The organism is Pseudomonadota bacterium, from assembly GCA_018242545.1.
Taxonomy (GTDB): domain Bacteria; phylum Pseudomonadota; class Alphaproteobacteria; order 16-39-46; family 16-39-46; genus 16-39-46.
In genome coordinates this window covers 1-18,252 of record JAFEBT010000037.1, presented here as the reverse complement: position 1 = coordinate 18,252, position 18,252 = coordinate 1, and the positions used below count along the sequence as shown (strand labels likewise).

At 36.4% G+C, this 18,252-nt stretch carries 17 protein-coding genes; 3 read left to right on the top strand and 14 right to left on the bottom strand.

Annotated elements, in window-relative coordinates; all coding sequences use genetic code 11:
- The first annotated feature begins 606 nt into the window (after positions 1 to 606).
- Positions 607 to 2,238: an AAA family ATPase gene (locus JSS34_05680; protein ID MBS0185814.1), complete on the top strand. Its 1,632-nt coding sequence runs from the start codon at positions 607 to 609 to the stop codon at positions 2,236 to 2,238.
- Between the two features lie 5 nt (positions 2,239 to 2,243).
- On the opposite strand, the gene JSS34_05675 is transcribed toward JSS34_05680, so the two are convergent.
- The 11 genes from JSS34_05675 to JSS34_05625 all read right to left on the bottom strand — a co-directional run bounded on the left by JSS34_05675 (position 2,244) and on the right by JSS34_05625 (position 12,979).
- Positions 2,244 to 2,723: a DUF1311 domain-containing protein gene (locus JSS34_05675; GenBank protein MBS0185813.1), complete on the bottom strand. Its 480-nt coding sequence runs from the start codon at positions 2,721 to 2,723 to the stop codon at positions 2,244 to 2,246.
- Between the two features lie 68 nt (positions 2,724 to 2,791).
- Positions 2,792 to 4,678, bottom strand: a complete 1,887-nt coding sequence (rpsA, locus tag JSS34_05670; GenBank protein MBS0185812.1) for a 30S ribosomal protein S1 — start codon at positions 4,676 to 4,678, stop codon at positions 2,792 to 2,794.
- 117 nt (positions 4,679 to 4,795) lie between these two features.
- Positions 4,796 to 5,425 carry a (d)CMP kinase gene (locus tag JSS34_05665; protein MBS0185811.1) on the bottom strand — a complete coding sequence of 210 codons (630 nt, stop codon included), beginning with the start codon at positions 5,423 to 5,425 and terminating at the stop codon, positions 4,796 to 4,798.
- A gap of 4 nt (positions 5,426 to 5,429) precedes the next feature.
- A complete protein-coding gene (gene trmB / locus JSS34_05660) occupies positions 5,430 to 6,164 on the bottom strand; it encodes a tRNA (guanosine(46)-N7)-methyltransferase TrmB (protein MBS0185810.1) in 735 nt (244 codons plus the stop codon).
- Positions 6,164 to 7,765 carry an apolipoprotein N-acyltransferase gene (gene lnt, locus JSS34_05655; protein MBS0185809.1) on the bottom strand — a complete coding sequence of 534 codons (1,602 nt, stop codon included), beginning with the start codon at positions 7,763 to 7,765 and terminating at the stop codon, positions 6,164 to 6,166. The genes trmB and lnt overlap by 1 nt, the downstream gene beginning before the upstream one ends.
- Before the next feature lie 20 nt (positions 7,766 to 7,785).
- Positions 7,786 to 8,724 carry an HlyC/CorC family transporter gene (locus tag JSS34_05650; GenBank protein ID MBS0185808.1) on the bottom strand — a complete coding sequence of 313 codons (939 nt, stop codon included), beginning with the start codon at positions 8,722 to 8,724 and terminating at the stop codon, positions 7,786 to 7,788.
- Positions 8,725 to 8,765: 41 nt separating this feature from the next.
- Complete coding sequence (ybeY, locus tag JSS34_05645; GenBank protein ID MBS0185807.1) at positions 8,766 to 9,320, bottom strand: rRNA maturation RNase YbeY; 555 nt, start codon at positions 9,318 to 9,320, stop codon at positions 8,766 to 8,768.
- 15 nt (positions 9,321 to 9,335) lie between these two features.
- Positions 9,336 to 10,688, bottom strand: coding sequence for a tRNA (N6-isopentenyl adenosine(37)-C2)-methylthiotransferase MiaB (gene miaB / locus JSS34_05640; GenBank protein MBS0185806.1), 1,353 nt, complete (start codon positions 10,686 to 10,688; stop codon positions 9,336 to 9,338).
- 28 nt (positions 10,689 to 10,716) lie between these two features.
- Complete coding sequence (locus JSS34_05635; GenBank protein ID MBS0185805.1) at positions 10,717 to 11,517, bottom strand: 1-acyl-sn-glycerol-3-phosphate acyltransferase; 801 nt, start codon at positions 11,515 to 11,517, stop codon at positions 10,717 to 10,719.
- Entirely contained in the window at positions 11,507 to 12,310 is an 804-nt protein-coding gene (locus tag JSS34_05630) for a GNAT family N-acetyltransferase (GenBank protein ID MBS0185804.1), read from the bottom strand. Before JSS34_05630 ends, JSS34_05635 begins: the two co-directional genes overlap by 11 nt.
- A 243-nt stretch (positions 12,311 to 12,553) precedes the next feature.
- Positions 12,554 to 12,979, bottom strand: a complete 426-nt coding sequence (locus tag JSS34_05625) for a MucR family transcriptional regulator (GenBank protein ID MBS0185803.1) — start codon at positions 12,977 to 12,979, stop codon at positions 12,554 to 12,556.
- Positions 12,980 to 13,271: 292 nt separating this feature from the next.
- Between JSS34_05625 and JSS34_05620 the strand changes: the two genes are divergently transcribed.
- Positions 13,272 to 13,619, top strand: coding sequence for a TIGR02300 family protein (locus JSS34_05620; protein ID MBS0185802.1), 348 nt, complete (start codon positions 13,272 to 13,274; stop codon positions 13,617 to 13,619).
- Positions 13,620 to 13,633: 14 nt separating this feature from the next.
- On the opposite strand, the gene JSS34_05615 is transcribed toward JSS34_05620, so the two are convergent.
- The gene (locus JSS34_05615) at positions 13,634 to 14,209 is read right to left on the bottom strand and encodes an NAD(P)H-dependent oxidoreductase (GenBank protein MBS0185801.1); all 576 of its coding nucleotides are present in this window, start codon (positions 14,207 to 14,209) and stop codon (positions 13,634 to 13,636) included.
- 83 nt (positions 14,210 to 14,292) lie between these two features.
- On the bottom strand, positions 14,293 to 14,496 hold the full coding sequence (locus JSS34_05610) for a 30S ribosomal protein S21 (protein ID MBS0185800.1): 204 nt from the start codon (positions 14,494 to 14,496) through the stop codon (positions 14,293 to 14,295).
- Between the two features lie 501 nt (positions 14,497 to 14,997).
- Here JSS34_05610 and JSS34_05605 point away from each other — a divergent pair.
- Complete coding sequence (locus tag JSS34_05605; protein ID MBS0185799.1) at positions 14,998 to 15,273, top strand: hypothetical protein; 276 nt, start codon at positions 14,998 to 15,000, stop codon at positions 15,271 to 15,273.
- A gap of 489 nt (positions 15,274 to 15,762) precedes the next feature.
- On the opposite strand, the gene JSS34_05600 is transcribed toward JSS34_05605, so the two are convergent.
- Complete coding sequence (locus JSS34_05600) at positions 15,763 to 17,829, bottom strand: oligopeptide transporter, OPT family (GenBank protein MBS0185798.1); 2,067 nt, start codon at positions 17,827 to 17,829, stop codon at positions 15,763 to 15,765.
- Between the last annotated feature and the right edge of the window lie 423 nt (positions 17,830 to 18,252).

Below are 18,252 nucleotides of genomic sequence, written 5' to 3'. Positions count from 1 at the left end.
AGGCGCTATTTATATGATTGCTTCTATCGTTTGGCTCAATTGATGACACGCCCTAGATGACATCTTGAAAAACCTTTAGTTTGAGTTTTAGAAAATTCAAAACAGAGGAGATGACAAGAAGTATAATCTATTAAACATAATATAAAGAGTTGGAGCACATATAACAAGAATTTTATTTTTGGATTTTGAAAATTAAGAGCTTACGCGCTGTTTGGGCGTTAATAAAAATTGGCCAGTTTGATTTTTCGAAAGAGTTTTGAAAAATAAGATGAAAAATCTGGTTATTTTTATTTAGGTTTTGCATGTCATACTCATTAAAAGGAAAAATTTTACTTGCCGGACAAATCTTTTAGAAAGTTTTGCATCCTTTAAATTTATGTATATGTTGTTGAAAGAGGGATAGAGTTTGTCTCGATCTTAAGGATAAAACAATGACGGAACACCAAAATAAACCTTATACGATAAAAATTGGGACAAGTGATTTTAAAAAACTTGTGACAGAGAGCACTGTCTATGTTGATAAGACGCTTCTGATTAAAAAAATTATTGGATGCATTTGAAGTCATCCTTATCACCCGGCCCAGGCGATGGGGAAAAACACTCAATATGTCGATGCTTCAATATTTTTTTACCATCCCTGTCAAAGAAGATGGAAGTATTCATTTAGAAGAGAGAGAGAAAAGATATACGATCTTTGAAAAAATGAAGATTGGAGCTCATAAAGAGATACTTGACAAATATCTTGGTCAATACCCTGTCATTTTTGCCTGCTTTAAGGACATTAAAGGTTTAACATATGATGAGCTCGAAATGGGGATAAGGGATGTTATTTATAAGCTTTATATTTCTCATGAATATCTTCTCCAAAGTAAAAAGTTAAGTGACATTAAAAAGGAACACTTCCGGAAATTTATTACCAAGAAATTTGATCTCTCTGAGTTAAAAGATAGCCTTCTCTTTTTAAGTGAATTGCTTTTTATTCATTTTGAAAAGAAAGTTATTCTTCTTATTGATGAATACGACACCCCCATGAATGATTGGTACGCAAAGCAGCTTGCTCGAGAGGAAGATCCTTCTGAGGTAGATAAACTCTATCTTCAAAATATTCTTCTTTTATTTGGCGGAATTTTCAGTAAGGCTCTTAAAGGAAATGATTATCTTGAAAAGGGGGTTGTGACTGGGATTCTGAGGGTCGCAAAAGCAAATCTTTTTTCGGGGCTTAATAATCTTGGAGAAGATTCTGTTTTAGATAAAACCTATGCTGCTGATTTTGGATTTACCGAAAATGAAGTTGATGTTCTTCTTCAAAAAACAAGCTTAGATCAATCTCTTCAAATTTCAAATGGAATGAGGTCTTGGTATAACGGATATACTGTTGGAGGGCTTACAATTTATAATCCTTGGTCCATTATGAATTGTCTTAATAATGGAGGAGAATTTAAAGCATATTGGGTTGGAACAGCAAGTACAGCGTTGATTGAAGGTGCATTGATTCTCGATAAATTCCAAGATGAGATTCAGATTTTGGGGGAAGGCGGAAGTATTGAGATCATTGCAGATCCTAAAATGGCTTTTTCAAATATTCGGTCTTCGCCGAACGCTCTGAATGGACTCCTTCTTTTTTCAGGATATTTAACGGCCAAAAGGGTTGAAAACGCAAAAGGAGGCATGTATCGATGTGATGTTTGTATCCCTAATACAGAGGTCTTAGAAGTTTTTGAAACATCGGCAATGAACTGGATAAGTCAAAAATTTAAGATCGAAATAAATGAATATAATGCTTTTATTACAGAGCTTTTAAAAGGAAATATAGAGACTTTTTCAAAAAAACTTAAAGATTATCTTTCTATTTCTGCAAGTTTTTATATGAGCGGACCTAAAAATGCAGAGCTTTTTTATAATGGTTTTATACTTGGGCTCATTTCTGCTGTCTCTTCCCATTACTTTGTAGAAACTGAAAAAAAATCGGGAGAGGGTCGTGCAGATCTTATTTTAATCCCAAAGCCCACAGCAAGATATAAAAATGCTCTTATTTTGGAATTTAAGTTTTCAAAAATGCAAGAGAATTTAACATCTCTTGCGGAAAAAGCTCTACATCAAATCGAAGCTAAAAAGTATGAAACAAAGATCAAAGCAGATCCCTTAGTTGAAAAAATTTTTAAAGTGGGCCTCGCTTTTCAAGGAAAAGAAGTGGCAGTTGCTTTTAAGGAATCTGCATCAACTTCTATTTTAAAATGAAAGACTTATTGAGGTCCTTCCATATGATAAGCACTATTATAAATATCGGTAAGTTCTGAAACACGGTGTTTAATGATTAGTATTCTACTCCCTGCTTCATTTAAAACAGCAATTGTTCCCCCTGTAAGGGTGTAAAGATTATGAATAAATGCAAACTGCTTATCGCGGTTTATAACCCAATTACGTTGCATTTCTTTAAAAGACTCTTTTAAGGCGGGCTCTTGAATGGCATTAAGCAATTTCTGATAAACAGCGTTTAAAGCTGTATTCCATTCTTTTTCAGCAGTCTCAAAGCACTGAGACATCTCAAGGGTGTTAGAACTTTTCTTAAAGCAATAAGACATCTTTTTAGAAATACAACCTGAGGGGTGAGATTTAGAAATACAAGAAGTGGGCGAAGGTGAGTTTGCAAGCTTAGCCGCTATAGAGGGGGTGTCTAACAGACTAAAAAAGATTATCCCTAAAATTTTTAAAACATTTTTCATTATTTTTCCTCCCTTAAGTTTAAATTGAAAAAGGACTGCGTGTGCAGTCCTTTTTATAGTTTTAAAATTTAAGCTTCAGAGCTTTCATCAGCTTTAGGTTCTTTTTCAACCTTTGCTTTTTTAGGCTCTTTTGCTTTTGTTTCTTTTGGAGCTTTCGGCTCTTTTTCTTTAGCCGCTTTTGGCTCTTTTGCTTTAGATGCTTTCTCAGATTTTGCATCAGCTTTTGGTTTCTTGTCCTCAGCTGCTTCTTTTGTTTTCGCTTTGCTCATGGCAGCCCCTAAAATATCACCAAGGCTTGCGCCGCTATCTGAAGATCCAAATTCTGCCATAACGCGCTTTTCTTCGTTCACTTCATAAGCTTTAACGGAAAGAACGATGGACCGGCTCTTACGATCAATGGACGTAATGACAGCATCTAACTTTTCTCCAACGGCAAATCGATCGGAACGTTGCTCATTGCGATCTCGTGAAAGCTCATTTTTCTTAATGAAGCCAGGGACTTCGTCACCAATCTTAACATCAATGCCATTGTCTTGGATTTGAGTAACAGTACATGTTACAACTTGGCCTTGTTTAAGTTTTGTAAAAGCACCTTCAAACGGATCTTCACTCAATTGCTTCATCCCAAGCCCAACGCGTTCTTTTTCAACGTCGATATCAAGAACTTTTACTTGAACGATTTGACCTTTTTTAAAGGACTTAAGCGACTCATCTCCAGATTTTTCCCAAGAAATATCAGAAGAGTGAACCATGCCGTCGATTTCATTATTAAGACCCACAAAGAGACCAAAGTCTGTTATGTTCTTAATTTCACCTTCAATAATATCGCCAACTTTATGGGCTTCAGAAAAAGCAGCCCAAGGGTTAACTTGACATTGCTTAATGCCAAGGGAAATACGACGCTTAGAAGGATCAACATCCAAAACTTTCACATCAACTTCTTGGCTTGTGGAAACAAGCTTGGAAGGATGGAAGTTTTTCTTTGTCCAACTCATTTCTGAGACATGCACAAGTCCTTCAACGCCTGCTTCTAATTCAACAAAAGCCCCATAGTCTGTGATGTTGGTAATTCGACCATGAAGGAGAGCTCCAATTGGATATTTTGCTTCAATACCAGCCCATGGATCGCTTTCAAGTTGTTTCATACCTAGGGAAATTCGGTTTGTATCTTTATTAAATTTTGTAATTTGAACTTGAATCGTTTGTCCAATATTAAGAACTTCAGATGGATGTGTAATACGTTTCCAGGAAATATCTGTAACATGGAGAAGTCCATCAATACCCCCTAAATCAACAAAGGCACCATAATCTGTAATATTTTTGACAACACCGGAGACAATTTGACCTTCTTCGAGGTTTGAAACAAGTTCTGAACGTGCTTCTTCTCGGGATTCTTCAAGAATTGAACGACGTGAAACAACAATGTTTCCGCGTGCACGATCCATTTTTAAAATCATAAAGGGTTGTGGCACGCCCATGAGAGGGGCCGTATCACGGATGGGACGAACATCAACTTGACTTCCAGGAAGGAAAGCGACAGCGCCTCCAAGATCCACTGTAAATCCACCTTTAACTCGGCTATAGATAACGCCAAGGACACGTTCTCCTTTTGTATGAGCTTCTTCAAGCTGGCCCCAAACTGCTTCTCTGCGTGCGCGCTCGCGGCTTAAGAAAATCTCGCCATTTTTATCTTCGAGTTTCTCGATGTAAACATCAACAAGATCTCCAATTTTAAGCTCAGTATCATCCGTTGAGGATTTAAATTCCTTAAGAGGAATACGTCCCTCTGATTTTAAGCCAATATCAATAATAACAAGATCTTTTTCAAAGGCCATAATTGTGCCTTTAACAACACGGCCTTCAAGACTATCTTGAGGACTGCCTAAAAAACTTTCTAAAAGTTCGGTAAAAGATTCGGTTTCAAGGGGGGTAGAAGAAGAGGTTTGATTTGTCATCCAAAAGACCTTTAATTTAAAAGACACCTTAACGAGAGAGATTTCGTAAAGGTGGGTTAAGTGAATTTTACCAAAGAGAAAAATTCTCTTTAGCACCTAATGTTTTAAGGAGAAAATTTATTTTATAAAATCCATCACCTTATCAACAACTTCCTGAGGACTTAAGGTTGATGTATCAATGACATGAGCATCCAATGCTGGTTTAAGAGGAGCATAAGCCCTTTTCATATCTCGATCGTCGCGTTCCTTAAGGTCGCTTAAGATGTCGTCCAACATACACATAATGCCGCGCTCTTGCAACTCTTTCCAACGTCTTTGTGCCCGAACTTTAACATCAGCTGTAATAAACAGCTTTAAATCTGCATCAGGCAGGATAACAGTGCCAATATCGCGACCATCAAGAATTGTTCCTTTATAAGGAAAAGAAGGATGTTTTGCAAAATTTCTTTGAAATTCTAAGAAATTTTCACGAACAAAGGGATATTGTGAAACAATGGAAGCGACCTGCGCAACGGAGTTTTCTTTAAGCGCAGGAATTGTAAGGTCAGAGAGATTTAAATGAAAATCATTTAAAAAAGAAGAAACCTTCGCTTTTTCATGTGGATCTATTTTTTTTTCAAGAAGTTTATAAGCAAAGAGGCGGTAAAGAAGGCCCGTATCAAGAACTGAGAATCCTAATTTTTGACCAAGAAGGCGTGAAATGGTTCCTTTTCCCGAGCTTGCGGGACCATCAATAGCAATAATCATTGTCTTACCTTTTATTTATGGGAGAAGAAGAAGATTTTTGAAGAATGATGTATCTGCATTGCCGTTGTGCTTGATGCGCTTTAAATTCAAAACGGCTCATAGGCCAAGCAAAAGGTCTTAAACCAGGCTCTTTTGAATTTGGCAAAACACCTTGTTTTTGAAGGATAAGAGACTTATTTTGCAGGACTAAACTTTCCATATTCTCATAATAATTCTCATGATCGCTTGCTAAAACAAGACTTCCTCCTGGAATTAAAGTTCGAATTATTTCTAAGAGCGTTTCTTGCTGGAAAAAACGACGCTTATGATGTTTTTTTTTGGGCCAGGGATCCGGAAATAGGATAAATATCTTTTCTACAGAATTTGTATCAAGACTTTTTAAAAGCAATCTTGCGTCTTGGGTGAAAAGACGGATTTTTTCATGGGGTAAATTGGAAGAGGATAGTTTTTCTAAAAAAGAAGCAATTCCGCCTAAAAAAGGTTCACATCCGATAAAATTACAGTGAGGATGCTCTTTCATTTGAGAAATAAGATGGTCACCGGTTCCATATCCGATCTCAATCCATAGAGGTTTCTTATCTTTAAATAAGAGAAGAGGGAATTTCTCATCTGAAGTGAGCTGAAATTCAAGAGAGGGAAAAAGATCTGAGAGAAGAGCGGTTTTTGTTTTACGCAGAGGACGTCCTTTACGGCGCCCAAAAATGCAATTTTTTTGAAGAGGAGAAGGGAGAGAAGACATTATAATAGATTTTCCTTCCTTTTTTTTGAGAAGTAAGGATAAAGAGAAGGAGCACTTAAAAAAAGACCAAAGATAAGAAGCAGTAAAAAGGAGCTCCAATTGCCATAAAGAGCGTAAAAAGAAGGAAGAAGGGGTTTCGGAAGGACGCCTGTCAACATTCCGGCTTGATTTAAAGGAAGCGTCTCTTGAAAACGTCCACATGGATCAATAATGGCAGAAATTCCAGTGTTTGCTACGCGAACAACCGGAAGACATTCTTCACACGCACGGACTTGGGCCATTTGGAGATGTTGATAAGGTCCTGTACTCCTTCCAAACCACGCATCATTGGTGATGTTTAAAATCCATTCCGAACGGGAAAGTTTTGAATTTAAAATATGGCGTGGAAAAGCAATTTCATAACAAATCAGGGGACTGAAGGGAGGGATATGAGGAAGTTCTACATTCTGAAGTCCATCTCCTTCAGAAAAATCAAGCGTACGATCAATAAAATGAGCGACAGAAAGAGTTTGAAGGACTTTTCTAAAAGGAATGTATTCTCCGAAGGGAACCAAATGAACTTTATCATATGTATTAAGAATCTTTCCTTCTGAATTTAAAGAAAAAAGGCTGTTCCATGCTTTCTTTGAAGAAAACGATGTGGTGTCGTCAAAAGAGAAGGCAGAGGAGAACATCCTCCGTCCACTGCCGGTTATGAGGTAGGCATTTGAAGGCAAAAATGAAGTCAAATATGTTCGTAACTCTTTTTCTTCTTCCAAAAAAGAAGGAACAGCGGTTTCTGGCCATATGACAAGAAGGGGGGTATTTTCGTGGATCGATAAAAGAGCATTTTTTGAAAGCGTCATAAGTCTTTCATATGTCGTTTTTCTAAAAGAAGGAATCCATTTAAGTGTTTGGGGAATATTAGGTTGTATGAGACAAAGAGAAATTTCAGTTGATTGAGAAGGTATTTTTAAAAGCCGTATTCCTCCGCTAAAAAATACAAAAGTCAGGAAAATAGAAATGAAAATACCAGAAAGACGTGTTTCTTTCTTTATGAAGAGATAAGGAAGAGCGCCTAGGAAAAAAGCAAGAAGGCTCAGTCCAAAGATTCCAAAAAAAGCGGCGGACTGTAAAAACCAAAGAGAGCTTGCAAGTGTGTATCCAAGTAAATTCCATGGAAATTGAGGAAAAAGATATGTTCTTATTAAGTCCGATATAAAAATAGAAGCCGCGAAAAGAAAAATCTTTACATTTAAATTATGCCTAAAAAACCAAAGAGGATAAACTGTTGGAGCAAGGAGGAGTGAAAGGGCAAGAGGAATTCCCAGAAAAGAAAAAGGCAAAAGCCAAAAAAAGCGGCTCCAATCGACACTTAGAGCAATGGTAATCCAATACAATCCCCCTACAAAATATCCAAAATAGTAGAAGAACCCTACCCAAAAGGCCTTTTTAAAATCTTGGGAAAAATCAAAAATAATCAAAAAAGGTGTGATAGAGAAAGGGAGAACCATCCAAATTCCAAAAGGGGGGAGTGATAAGTTTAAAAAAAGTCCTAAAAAAAAACTAGTTAAAAGAGAATGTTTTTCTCCAAAATTTAAGAGCTTTTGTAAGGGGCTCATAAAAATAACATCTTTAAAAATCATTTTACAAGGGGAGATTCGGAAGAAAGTTCGGAATGAGAAGTGGATTCTAAATGTCCATTTTTTATGATGGGAAGATGAATGCGCAATCTATTTAAACGTCTTGGATCTGAATCAATAACTTCAAACTCGAGACCATTTTGGCTTGTTACGATTTCTCCTCGAGAGGGCATATGACCAAGCAGGGCCGTAACATAGCCTCCAAGAGTGTTAATATCTTCATCACGATTTGGAAGATTTAACATAAATCCTGTTTTTTCATAAAAATCTTCAATAGAAAGACGTGCATCCGCAAGATAAACGCCTTCTCCAGTTTGGAGAATCTTAGGGGTTGTTTTTGATTCATGGCTATTATTAATGTCGCCAACAAGCTTTTCAATAACTCCCTCAAGTGTCACGAGCCCATCGACACCTCCAAATTCATCAACAACAATCGCAAGATGAATATGAGAAGCCTGCATTTCAAGCAGTAAATCTCGTAAAAAAATAGCAGGAGAAATAAAAAGAACATCTTTTAAAAGACTGTGTAATGAAAACTTCTTAACATCCAGAGAAGATCTCAAAACGTCTTTAATATGAACCATTCCGACGATCTGATCTAAAGTGTTTTGATAAACTGGTATCCGTGAAAAAGAGCATTCAAGAAATGTTGTGACGAGATCTTTGTATGTTACATCAATTGGGACAGCAACAATGTCAGTTCGAGGAATACAAATGTCTTCTGCTGTTAACGCCTTAAAATGTTCACTGCGGGCCTTAATAAAATCATTTTGGAGAGGCTCTTCAGCAGGGATTGATTTTGATTCGATAGATTCCTTTTTGTGAAAAGGGCATAATTTTTTTAAAAAAGAAAAAAAGCATTTTTTCTGAGAAGATTCTGCTAAAGAGGGAAGCTCAGACTGTTTCTCTATAGAAGAAGAATTTTTAGGGTGTTCCATGCGTTTATTCCTAAGGGACCTTTCTTTTAAGGGTATAAGGGTTAAGTATTTTGATAAGGATTGGGAATGGATAATTCTTTTAGAATTTTAATCTCAAGCGATTCCATAACGTTAGCCTCTTGAGGATGTTCATGATCAAATCCAAGTAAATGTAGAATACCATGGAGAAACAAATGTTGTACATGGTTTAAAAATGATTTTTGTAGATTTATTTCTTCCAGGCATTTTTCGTAGTTTAAAACAATTTCTCCGAGAAGAATAGGATTTTTAAAGATCTCTGATCCTAAAGAGGAAGGAGACATAGATTTTTCAAAGGATGGAAAAGAAAGAACATTTGTTGAAGAATCTTTATGACGCCATTTTTTATTAAGAGATTTAACAAAGAAGTCGTGTGCTAAAAGAAGATTAATTTGAAGCGGATATTTTTCAAGAGTCTTAAAAAGAGGAGGAAGATGTTTGCTTTTTAAAGCACAATTGAGTGTTTGGGTTAATGTTTTGTGAAAGTGAGTTGTTAGAAGCTTTTTTTGTGGCCAAGGCTTTCCACGTATTAAAATCTCAAGACTATAGGGAGGTGATGCTAAAGAAGAGAGAGACACGGAAGATCCTTTATTCTACAGAAGTTGGCCTTCGAGGCTATTGGGGAAAACAGAATTTATTTTAACAGGCAGAATTTTTCCAAGAATATTTTCTGAAGATCGGACATGAACAGGTTGAAGATAAGGGCTTCTCCCAATATATTGATTTTCATATCTTCCAGGACGATCAAATAAAACAAAAAAAGTTTTATCAATCCAAAGGTTATTGAACCGTATTTGTTGTTCTCTTAAAAGGTGTTGTAAAATTTGAAGTCTTTCTTCTTTTTCTGTTTGCGGAATTTGATTGCCCATTGAGCCTGCAGGTGTTCCTGGTCTTATACTATAAGCAAAGGAGTAAGCTTGTGCAAAATCGACTTCATTAACAAGTTTTAAAGTTTGCGCAAAATCTTCATTTGTTTCACCTGGAAATCCCACAATAAAATCTGACGAAAAAGCAATGTCTGGACGTGCATTGCGAAGAGCGTCAATAATTTTACGATAAAAATCAGCAGTATGACCTCGATTCATGGCTTTCAAAATAGCATCTGACCCGGATTGTACAGGAAGATGTAAAAAAGGCATTAAAATGTTAATGTTTTTGTGTGCAAGTATAAGTTCATCATCCACGTCTCTTGGATGAGAAGTGGTGTATCGAAGACGTTTCAAATTTGGAATTTCCGCAAGTTCAAGAAGAAGACGTCCAAGTCCCCATTCTTCAGTTTCTAATCGTCCTTTCCCATGGTAAGCATTTACGTTTTGGCCGAGAAGCGTTATTTCTTGAACACCTTTAGAAACGAGCAAACGTGCTTCTTGTAAAATTGTATGAGAAGGACGAGAAAATTCAGCGCCTCTTGTATAAGGAACACAACAGAAGGTGCAAAATTTATCACATCCTTCTTGAATCGTTAAAAAAGCTGAAGATCCTTGTGGCGTTGTTTGTTGTTCTGGAAGAAAATCAAATTTTGACTCAACAGGAAAATCTGTCTCAACAAGTCGGATCTTTCGATTTTGGGGATTTTTACGATTTAATTGAGCAAGCATTTCAGGAAGGCGATGATAAGTTTGAGGACCTAATACAAGGTCAACATAAGGAATTCGACGCATGATTTCTGCTCCTTCAGCTTGAGCAGTACACCCTGCAACAGCAAGGATCATATTTTCTAATTTTTCTTCTTTTTTTTGTTTAAAAGGTTTGAGACGGCCTAAATCTGAAAAAACTTTTTCTGTCGCTTTTTCACGGATATGGCATGTATTTAAAATAACGACATCGGCATCGTCTGGAGTTTCAGAGAGGCTATATCCATGAAAAGAGAGGAGATTAGAAATCTGCTCAGAATCATAGGTATTCATTTGGCAACCATACGTTTTAATATAAAGTTTTTTAGTCACTCAATGTCCCTTTCTAAAAAGTAAAATGTCATAAGGATGGCGCTTGAAAAGTTTTTGAAATACCTTGAGAAATAGAATCATGGCAATAAGAAGCTGCTTTTTTTCGATTGAGATCTTTATGTGCCGTGAGAGGAGCATGTGCCGTGATTTCAATCAAAAGAGGGCCTTTTGTAAGAATAGAATATATATGAGGGAGTAAGGAAAGATCTCCAAACCAAGAATATTGAAGGCGCTCTTTTCGACTTAATGTCAGGCCACAAAGACTTGTATAGGTTAAAGAAAGAGGTTGAATTTTTAAATTAGAAAATAAAGTATCATGTTCAATACTCTCCAGAAGAGAACTTTTAATGGGAAGAACATGAATACCATTATGGGTTGTTCCTTCGGGAAAAAGGATAAGACTGTTTCCTCCTTGAAGTCTTTCTAGAATAACAGATTTTTGGGTTAAAAGCGTTGTTTTTGTGCGTTTTATAAATATTGCGCCTTGTAATTGAGCATAAAGCCCAAAAATAGGCCATTTTCTTACATCTTCTTTTGAGATAAAAGAAGCTTTAACAGAAGCTCCCAGGGCTAAAATATCTAAATAAGAAATATGGTTTGACAAAAAAAGACAGGGCGCTTTACACAATTTTTCTCCCTTTAGACGAACCTTAAGGCCTAAAGTCCAGCATGTTCCTTTGAAAATCATTTGTACAATTTTTTGTCTAAAGGGATGCTGAGAAGGAAACAGGGTGATAAAAATTTGCAAAGGAAGAACAAGAATAAGCCATAAAAATAAAAGAATAAGACGCGGAACACTTCGAAGAATGGAAAGAAGCTTAAGAGGCATTTTTTTTATTTTGAAGAAAATGTTTATTATAACGGTCTGTCACGTGCGTCATGCGTAAGAGAATAGAGATATCGGTTGTATTAAAAGCATGATCAAAGACAGCTCCGTCCCCAACAAATCCTCCTGTTCTAATATACCCTTTAATTAATGGTGGTAAAAGAGCCAGTCCTTCTTGAAGAGTCAAGGATTTCGTGTCTTGATCCTTAAAATTCATGTCAATCCATTTTTCTGGTAAAGCGCGAGGCCTAATTTCAAGAGGCGCAAGATGATGGTTAAAAAGATAAGAAAGAGGTTTTTTAAGCGGCTCTAAATCAACGCCTGGGAAGCTGGCACATCCAAATAAAATATCAATCCCATATAAAGACGCATAAGCCGCAATTCCTTGCCAAAGAAGTTGCATGGTTGGACGTGTTCGATAATTTTTTTGAACACAAGACCTTCCAAGCTCTAAAATCTCACCCGGATAGTTTAAAAGAGGAGAGATATTGAATTCATCTGCTGAATAAAAACGCCCTATTTTTTCTGCTGGTTGCCTGCGGAGAAGTCTATAGGTTCCCACAACCGAGCTTTCTTTAGGAAGGAGGGTATCAATAACAAGAAGATGATCGCAGTAATCATCAAACATATCTTGATCAATCTCTTTGGGAGAAGAGCTTTCAGATGTTGCTCCTAACTCCTCAAAGAAAACCTTATATCGAAGATGTTGAGCCGCTTTTATATCATCAGAATTACGTGCTAAACGTGTTTCGAGGGATCCCATTGTTAAAGAAGGTAAAAGCTTTAAAGAAGGCATTTCTTAAGGTTCCTAATAAACTTACAAGACCGGATCTTACCTCTTTTTAAAAAAGATCTCTAGAACTTTTAAACAAGATGGTCAAAAAAATCAGGGCAAAACGTGTGTAACTTCTTTAAAAGAATTAATTCACTTATGTTTGACATGCTTTAGGAAGAAAAATCCTTAAAATTTTTAAAAACGAGGAAGATATTTATTAAAAAACATCTTCCCTATTTTAAAAAAAAGTTTGAGTAGGTTAAATTAAGATGAATGTTTTTTTGATCTTGCACGTGTTCCAAGGCCAATATTTTTAGCAAGCGCACTTCTTTGCTTTGCATAATTTGGAGCAACGACAGGGTAATCAGCTCCAAGTCCCCAGCGTTCACGGTACTCATCCACAGACATGTTATAAGCAGTTTTTAGATGGCGCTTAAGCATTTTAAGTTTCTTTCCATCTTCAAGACAAATAATGAAGTCAGGTGTAATAGATTTTTTAATTGAAACAGCAGGCTCTGGTCGAGGAGGATGTGTTGAAAATGATGCTCCATTCAAAGCAGAAAGGCTCGTAAAAACGTTTTGTATGACATGGGGAATATCATTAGGTGCAACACTATTATGAGCAAAATGCGCGGCGACAATATCTGCTGTTAATAATAAGAGATCGGATTTATTTAATGGATCATTCATAGGACACCTTAGAGTAATTGTATAAATTATAAATATAGAATAGAGGTTGTATAGAAGTTGTAATTCTAAAAATCAATAAAAAAACTAAAAAATCATAAAAAAATATATATTTTGATTTTCTTTAATAAAAAAACTTTTGACATAAGGAGGTTAAGCATGGCAAGCCAAAAGAAGAGTATCATTACTTTGGCAAAAAGGAAGCATTCTTTTTGACAGGCTCTAAAATAAAGTTAAAGATGTAAAACTTAGGTTTAGTATTTATTAAAGAATGTTGTTTGAAAGGAGAATTATCGTGAGTAAACTTGAATGGGGATCCAAAAGAGTTTGTCCAAGTTGTTCAACTCGGTTTTATGATTTGCATAAAAGACCCATTGCATGTCCAAAATGTGCTTCTACGTATGATCCTGAAATTTTTCTAAAATCTAAAAAAGGGCGTTTAAGCGCAGATGAAAAAAGAGGACATGGAAATGTTCATGCTCATGAAAATGAAGATGCTGAATTTTTGATTGAGGAAGCTGTTTTAGAGGATGTTGCATTGGATGAAAATGAATTAATAGAAGATACCTCTGAATTAGATACCGTTGGGGATGATGTCATTGACGTCATTGAAGGGTCTGACTCAAAACCAGATGAAGAGTAATTTTTTTCTAAGGCTTACGACTTGAGAGCTTGTGTATAACGTCTGGTCTCTTGCGTAAGTTTTTGGACTCTATTGAGGATTGAGGGAGAGGGAATATCTCCCTCAAAATCTTCGGCAGAGGACATGACAAAATGAGGCACGATCGTTGTACGGGCATCAAACATCAGGCTTCCAAAAAAAGAAAGAGGAGCTAACAGACTTCGAGGCGATCCTGATTGGCCTATAAATCCAACAACTTTTTCAGACCATGCTTTTCCAGAAAGTTTGTCACGATAAGGTGTATTTGTAAGTTCTAAAAGATTTTTACAAGACGCTGCAATTGCAAAGTTATGGATGGGTGAGGCGAGAATAATACCATCCGCCTTTAAGATTCGATCATGGATCTCTTTGACAGAGGGATGATCATATGAGGAGTTATTTAAGCCATTGCAAAGAGGCAATGAAAATGTACGCAGATCAATAAAGTCAACATAATTTTCTTCATTTTTAAGAAAAGTCACCGCCTGTTGTGCAAGAATTGCACTTTTACTGGTTGGCGAGAGGCTAGAACTTATAACGACGAATGAAACAGAAGGAATAAAAGAAGACATGTTAATCCTTTTTCTAAGAAGATATTTTAACGTTTATGATATAGAAATATAAAGGGCCTCGCAAGAGGCCCTATAATTTTGGATTAATATCCATCTCGATCGAGTCGTTTTCTTAAAAGCTTCCGTGCCCGACGGACAGCTTCTGAAGATTCACGAACACGTTTTTCAGACGGTTTCTCAAAATGTCTGCGGAGCTTCATTTCACGAAAAACACCCTCGCGCTGCATTTTCTTCTTTAAGACACGTAATGCTTGATCGACATTATTGTCTCGAACTTGAACCAACACTCTTAATCACCCCTTTCTGATAGAACTTGTCTGTCTTCTATAAAGGTCTTTTAGAAAGAGAACAAGAAAATTCGTAATATTTTGTCAAAAATCACTTCTTCTTTCTTCTTTCATTTCTAATGTGTTTCTTGAAATCTTCTCTCTCTTAAAAGAAGGGATTTCTTAAAGAGTTCAAACTGAAAGGTGATTAAGGAGGGTCTTTAATTCATTAAAGCAGCTTTTTCCATTTTTAATAAACTTATGAAATCAAATGTAAGATTCTAGAGTAGAAGTAAGAAAATGAAAAAATCTTAGAGAATAAAAAAATAATTGACCAAAAATAATATAATTCATATAATTTAAAGTGTGTTCATCTCGTTTTATAAAAAAAATTTAAATACATAAAGCGCGTTTATCGGTTCTTTAACTTTTTTAAAAAATAAGACGACTTAGTGGTTACTTAAAATATCTTTTTAAAGAAGAATATTTATTTGGAATATTTTTTTAGGAAGGAGGTTAGGTATGAAATTAAGTCTCTTTAAAAAAATTACATTAGATCATTTTATGACAGCCATTGGAATTGGAGGGCAGCTCGCAGCCTACGTTCAGGCGTTTAAGATTTTTAGTATGCAATCAGCATATGCCGTCTCTCTTGGCGGAGTTCTTATTACTTTTTCTACGACGCTCGTATGGTTTTTTTATGGGAGTGAAAAAAAAGTAAAACCGCTTGTTATTTCTAATTTCGTAGGTATTGTTGGGCAATTATTAATTTTAATTGGCATTCTTTATTATTGGTAACTTCTGTTGGAACGAACATAATCCGTACTTATTCGTACACATCTTATTTTTGAAAGCTGTTTAGAAGAATTGTCATATTGTACTTTTAATGATACTATTTTTTTATGTGGTCGAAATAAAGCTTTCTTTATCTAATAATAAAAAAAACGATTGGAGCTTCCATCATGACAAAAAAAATAAACTTTCTCTCGTCATTTCTTTTTATAAGTTTAACGGCTATATCTTTTATGACATCATCCAAGAACTGCCTGGCGATGTGCAGCCCCTCTCCTCAGTGCTCCTTAGAGGAAGAGCACGAAGCGCTATACTGGAAAGAAGAAGCAGCAGAATGGGAACAGACCTAAATTAAAGATGTGAAATTCAAAAAACTTAAATGATATAAAAATAAAAAATCTCTTGATATCAATGAGAAATGAATGAGATATGCGAGAATATTTTAAGCCCTCTCTATAAATAAATATAAAGAGGGCTTGTAAATATTCTTCTTTCTTATTTTTTAGAGAAGAGTGAACTTCCTGTTTTATAGAAATAAAAGCAGAAAATTCCAGTCATAAGAACACCTAAGATCATTGTGACATCAGATCCAAAACCGAGATCAATTTTGAAGATGTCGGTGGACTGATAAAGTGCAAAAGGAATGGCAAGAAGAATTCCAACAAGAGATTCTCCTGCAATTGTTCCAGATGCAAAGAGAAGTCCACGTCTTTCGCACGTATTCACATCCTCGTCTGTAAATTTCTTGGAACGCTTTTTTGCCTTAATCGTTCTTAAGGCCAAAAGGCTTAAAAGAGAGCCAAGAAAAATTGTAACAGAAACCGTATAAGGAAGATAAAGTCCAGAAGCTATGGCAAGAGCTGGAAATGTCCAATCGCTGCCCATGGATTTTAAAATTTTATTAAGGACAATGTTTGCAATTGCAATAAGCCCCCCTAAAACGACGTATGTCCATTCTAGATTATGCGTAAATATTCCCTTTGCAACAGAGGCCATGACTGTTGCTTGAGGCGCTGCAAGAGCTTGTGTAGGATCCATGCCGGGACGTGGAAGGGACGTTCCAATACCATACGCTTCATAGAGAAGTTGGAGAATTGGTGTGATGACAATAGCTCCTGCAATAACACCAACAATAAGAAGAGCTTGTTGTTTCCAAGGGGTTGATCCAACAAGCTGTCCAGCTTTTAAGTCTTGAAGGTTATCACAACTTAGATTTGCGGCGCAGGCTATCACAGCTCCAATGATGATTGCAAAAGCTGCAGCTGTTCCCGCAGCATTCGGATCTATAGAAAAATCTATTTGACTTCCAAGTAATAAAAGAAGGAGAAAAGAAACGCTTAATACGCCTCCAATTGTAACGCCTGAAAGTGGATTTGAGGAAGATCCTACAATACCCGCCATATATCCTCCAATGGCTGCGCATAAAAACCCAATGAAAAAAGAGAAAACAATAGCAAAGGCAATCGTCGTGACAAATAAGCCAGTTGTGATGGGCATATGACTTTTATCGAGGATGTAGAAAAAAATAATTGCAACTGGCAAAATAAGAAAGAGGGACCCCATAAGGACGTAGGTCATTGGAATATCTTTTTCAGTTCTTGGAGTTGCGGCTGCTTCTGTAAGGTGGCTATGTCTAAGGGCAGCATAGGAGGACTTGACTGCCATGATAATTGGTTTGACGAGTGTAATGAGTGTCCATACACCGCCAATAATCATTGCACCGACGCCAATATAACGAAGTTTTTGCGCCCAAATCATTTGGGCTGTGGCTGCTAAAGAGTCAGCTTCAGGAAGTCCATAAAGAGCCCCATAAATGGGAATCCCAAACCCCCAGATAATCACGGTACCGATTAAAAAGCAAATGCCAATCCGGATACCGACTATATAACCCGCTCCAAGAAGAGCTGTAGAAAGTCCTGTTCCACATCCTACAATTGTAGAGCCCACAGTGGTGAATGCGGATGCTGTTTCTCCAATCATTTGAAACCCACTTTGGAGGAGCTTAATAAGAGCTGCAAAAATTCCAGAGACCAGAAGGTCACTTGCGCCTGTTGTGTTTCCATCGCCTGCTTTTAAAACTTCTGCAGTTGCGACACCTTCTGGAAAAGGAAGAGGATTCTCTATAATCATCGCACGTCTTAAAGGAACAGACATTAAAACACCCATGATACCGCCAATGCAGGCAATGGAGACTGTTTCAAGAAATGGAAAGTAAGTCCAAAAATTAAGAATAATGAGAGCAGGCAGCGTGAAAATAATGGCCGCAGCAAGAACTTCTCCCGCAGAAGCAATGGTTTGAACCATATTATTTTCAAGAATATTCGAATTTTTAAAAAAACGAAGAACTGCCATAGAAATAACCGCTGCAGGAATACAAGCAGATACGGTAAGTCCAATTTTAAGTCCTAAATAGGCATTTGATCCTGCCAGAATGATGGCTAAAAGAATTCCCAATACAACAGCTTTTACTGTAATTTCTGGAAGATTTTTATTGGCTGGAATATAGGGCACAACAGCCTGCTTTTGTTTACTTCGATAGTCTTGTTTCTTCTGCTCTTTCATAAACGAACTCCTACTTTCTAAAAGTTTTTACTGTAAAAATAGAGGAAAAATTTTTCTGAAATGTTGGCTGTGTCTGTTAAGATTCTTTTTCTTTAAAAAAATAAGTCCTGTTTTATCCAAAATGCTTCTCTTTTTTAGAAGATTTAAGCTTAATGTTTTCAACAGCCTAACAGAGCCTCCAATTACTTATCCGATAAAATTTAAAACTTTCTTGATACGACTCTATGTGAGTCAATAAAAAAAAGCAATACCATATAAAGAGCGTTTTCGGGGGGATAAGAAATTAGGATTGTAAAATAAGATAGAGATAATTTTTAGTGAATTTAGGTTGTGTCCACTTTTCATCTGAGCCAAACGATAGAAGAAGTAAAGGCTAAAAATCCCATATAAGCAATGGCCATCTTATCAAATCGTGAAAAGATT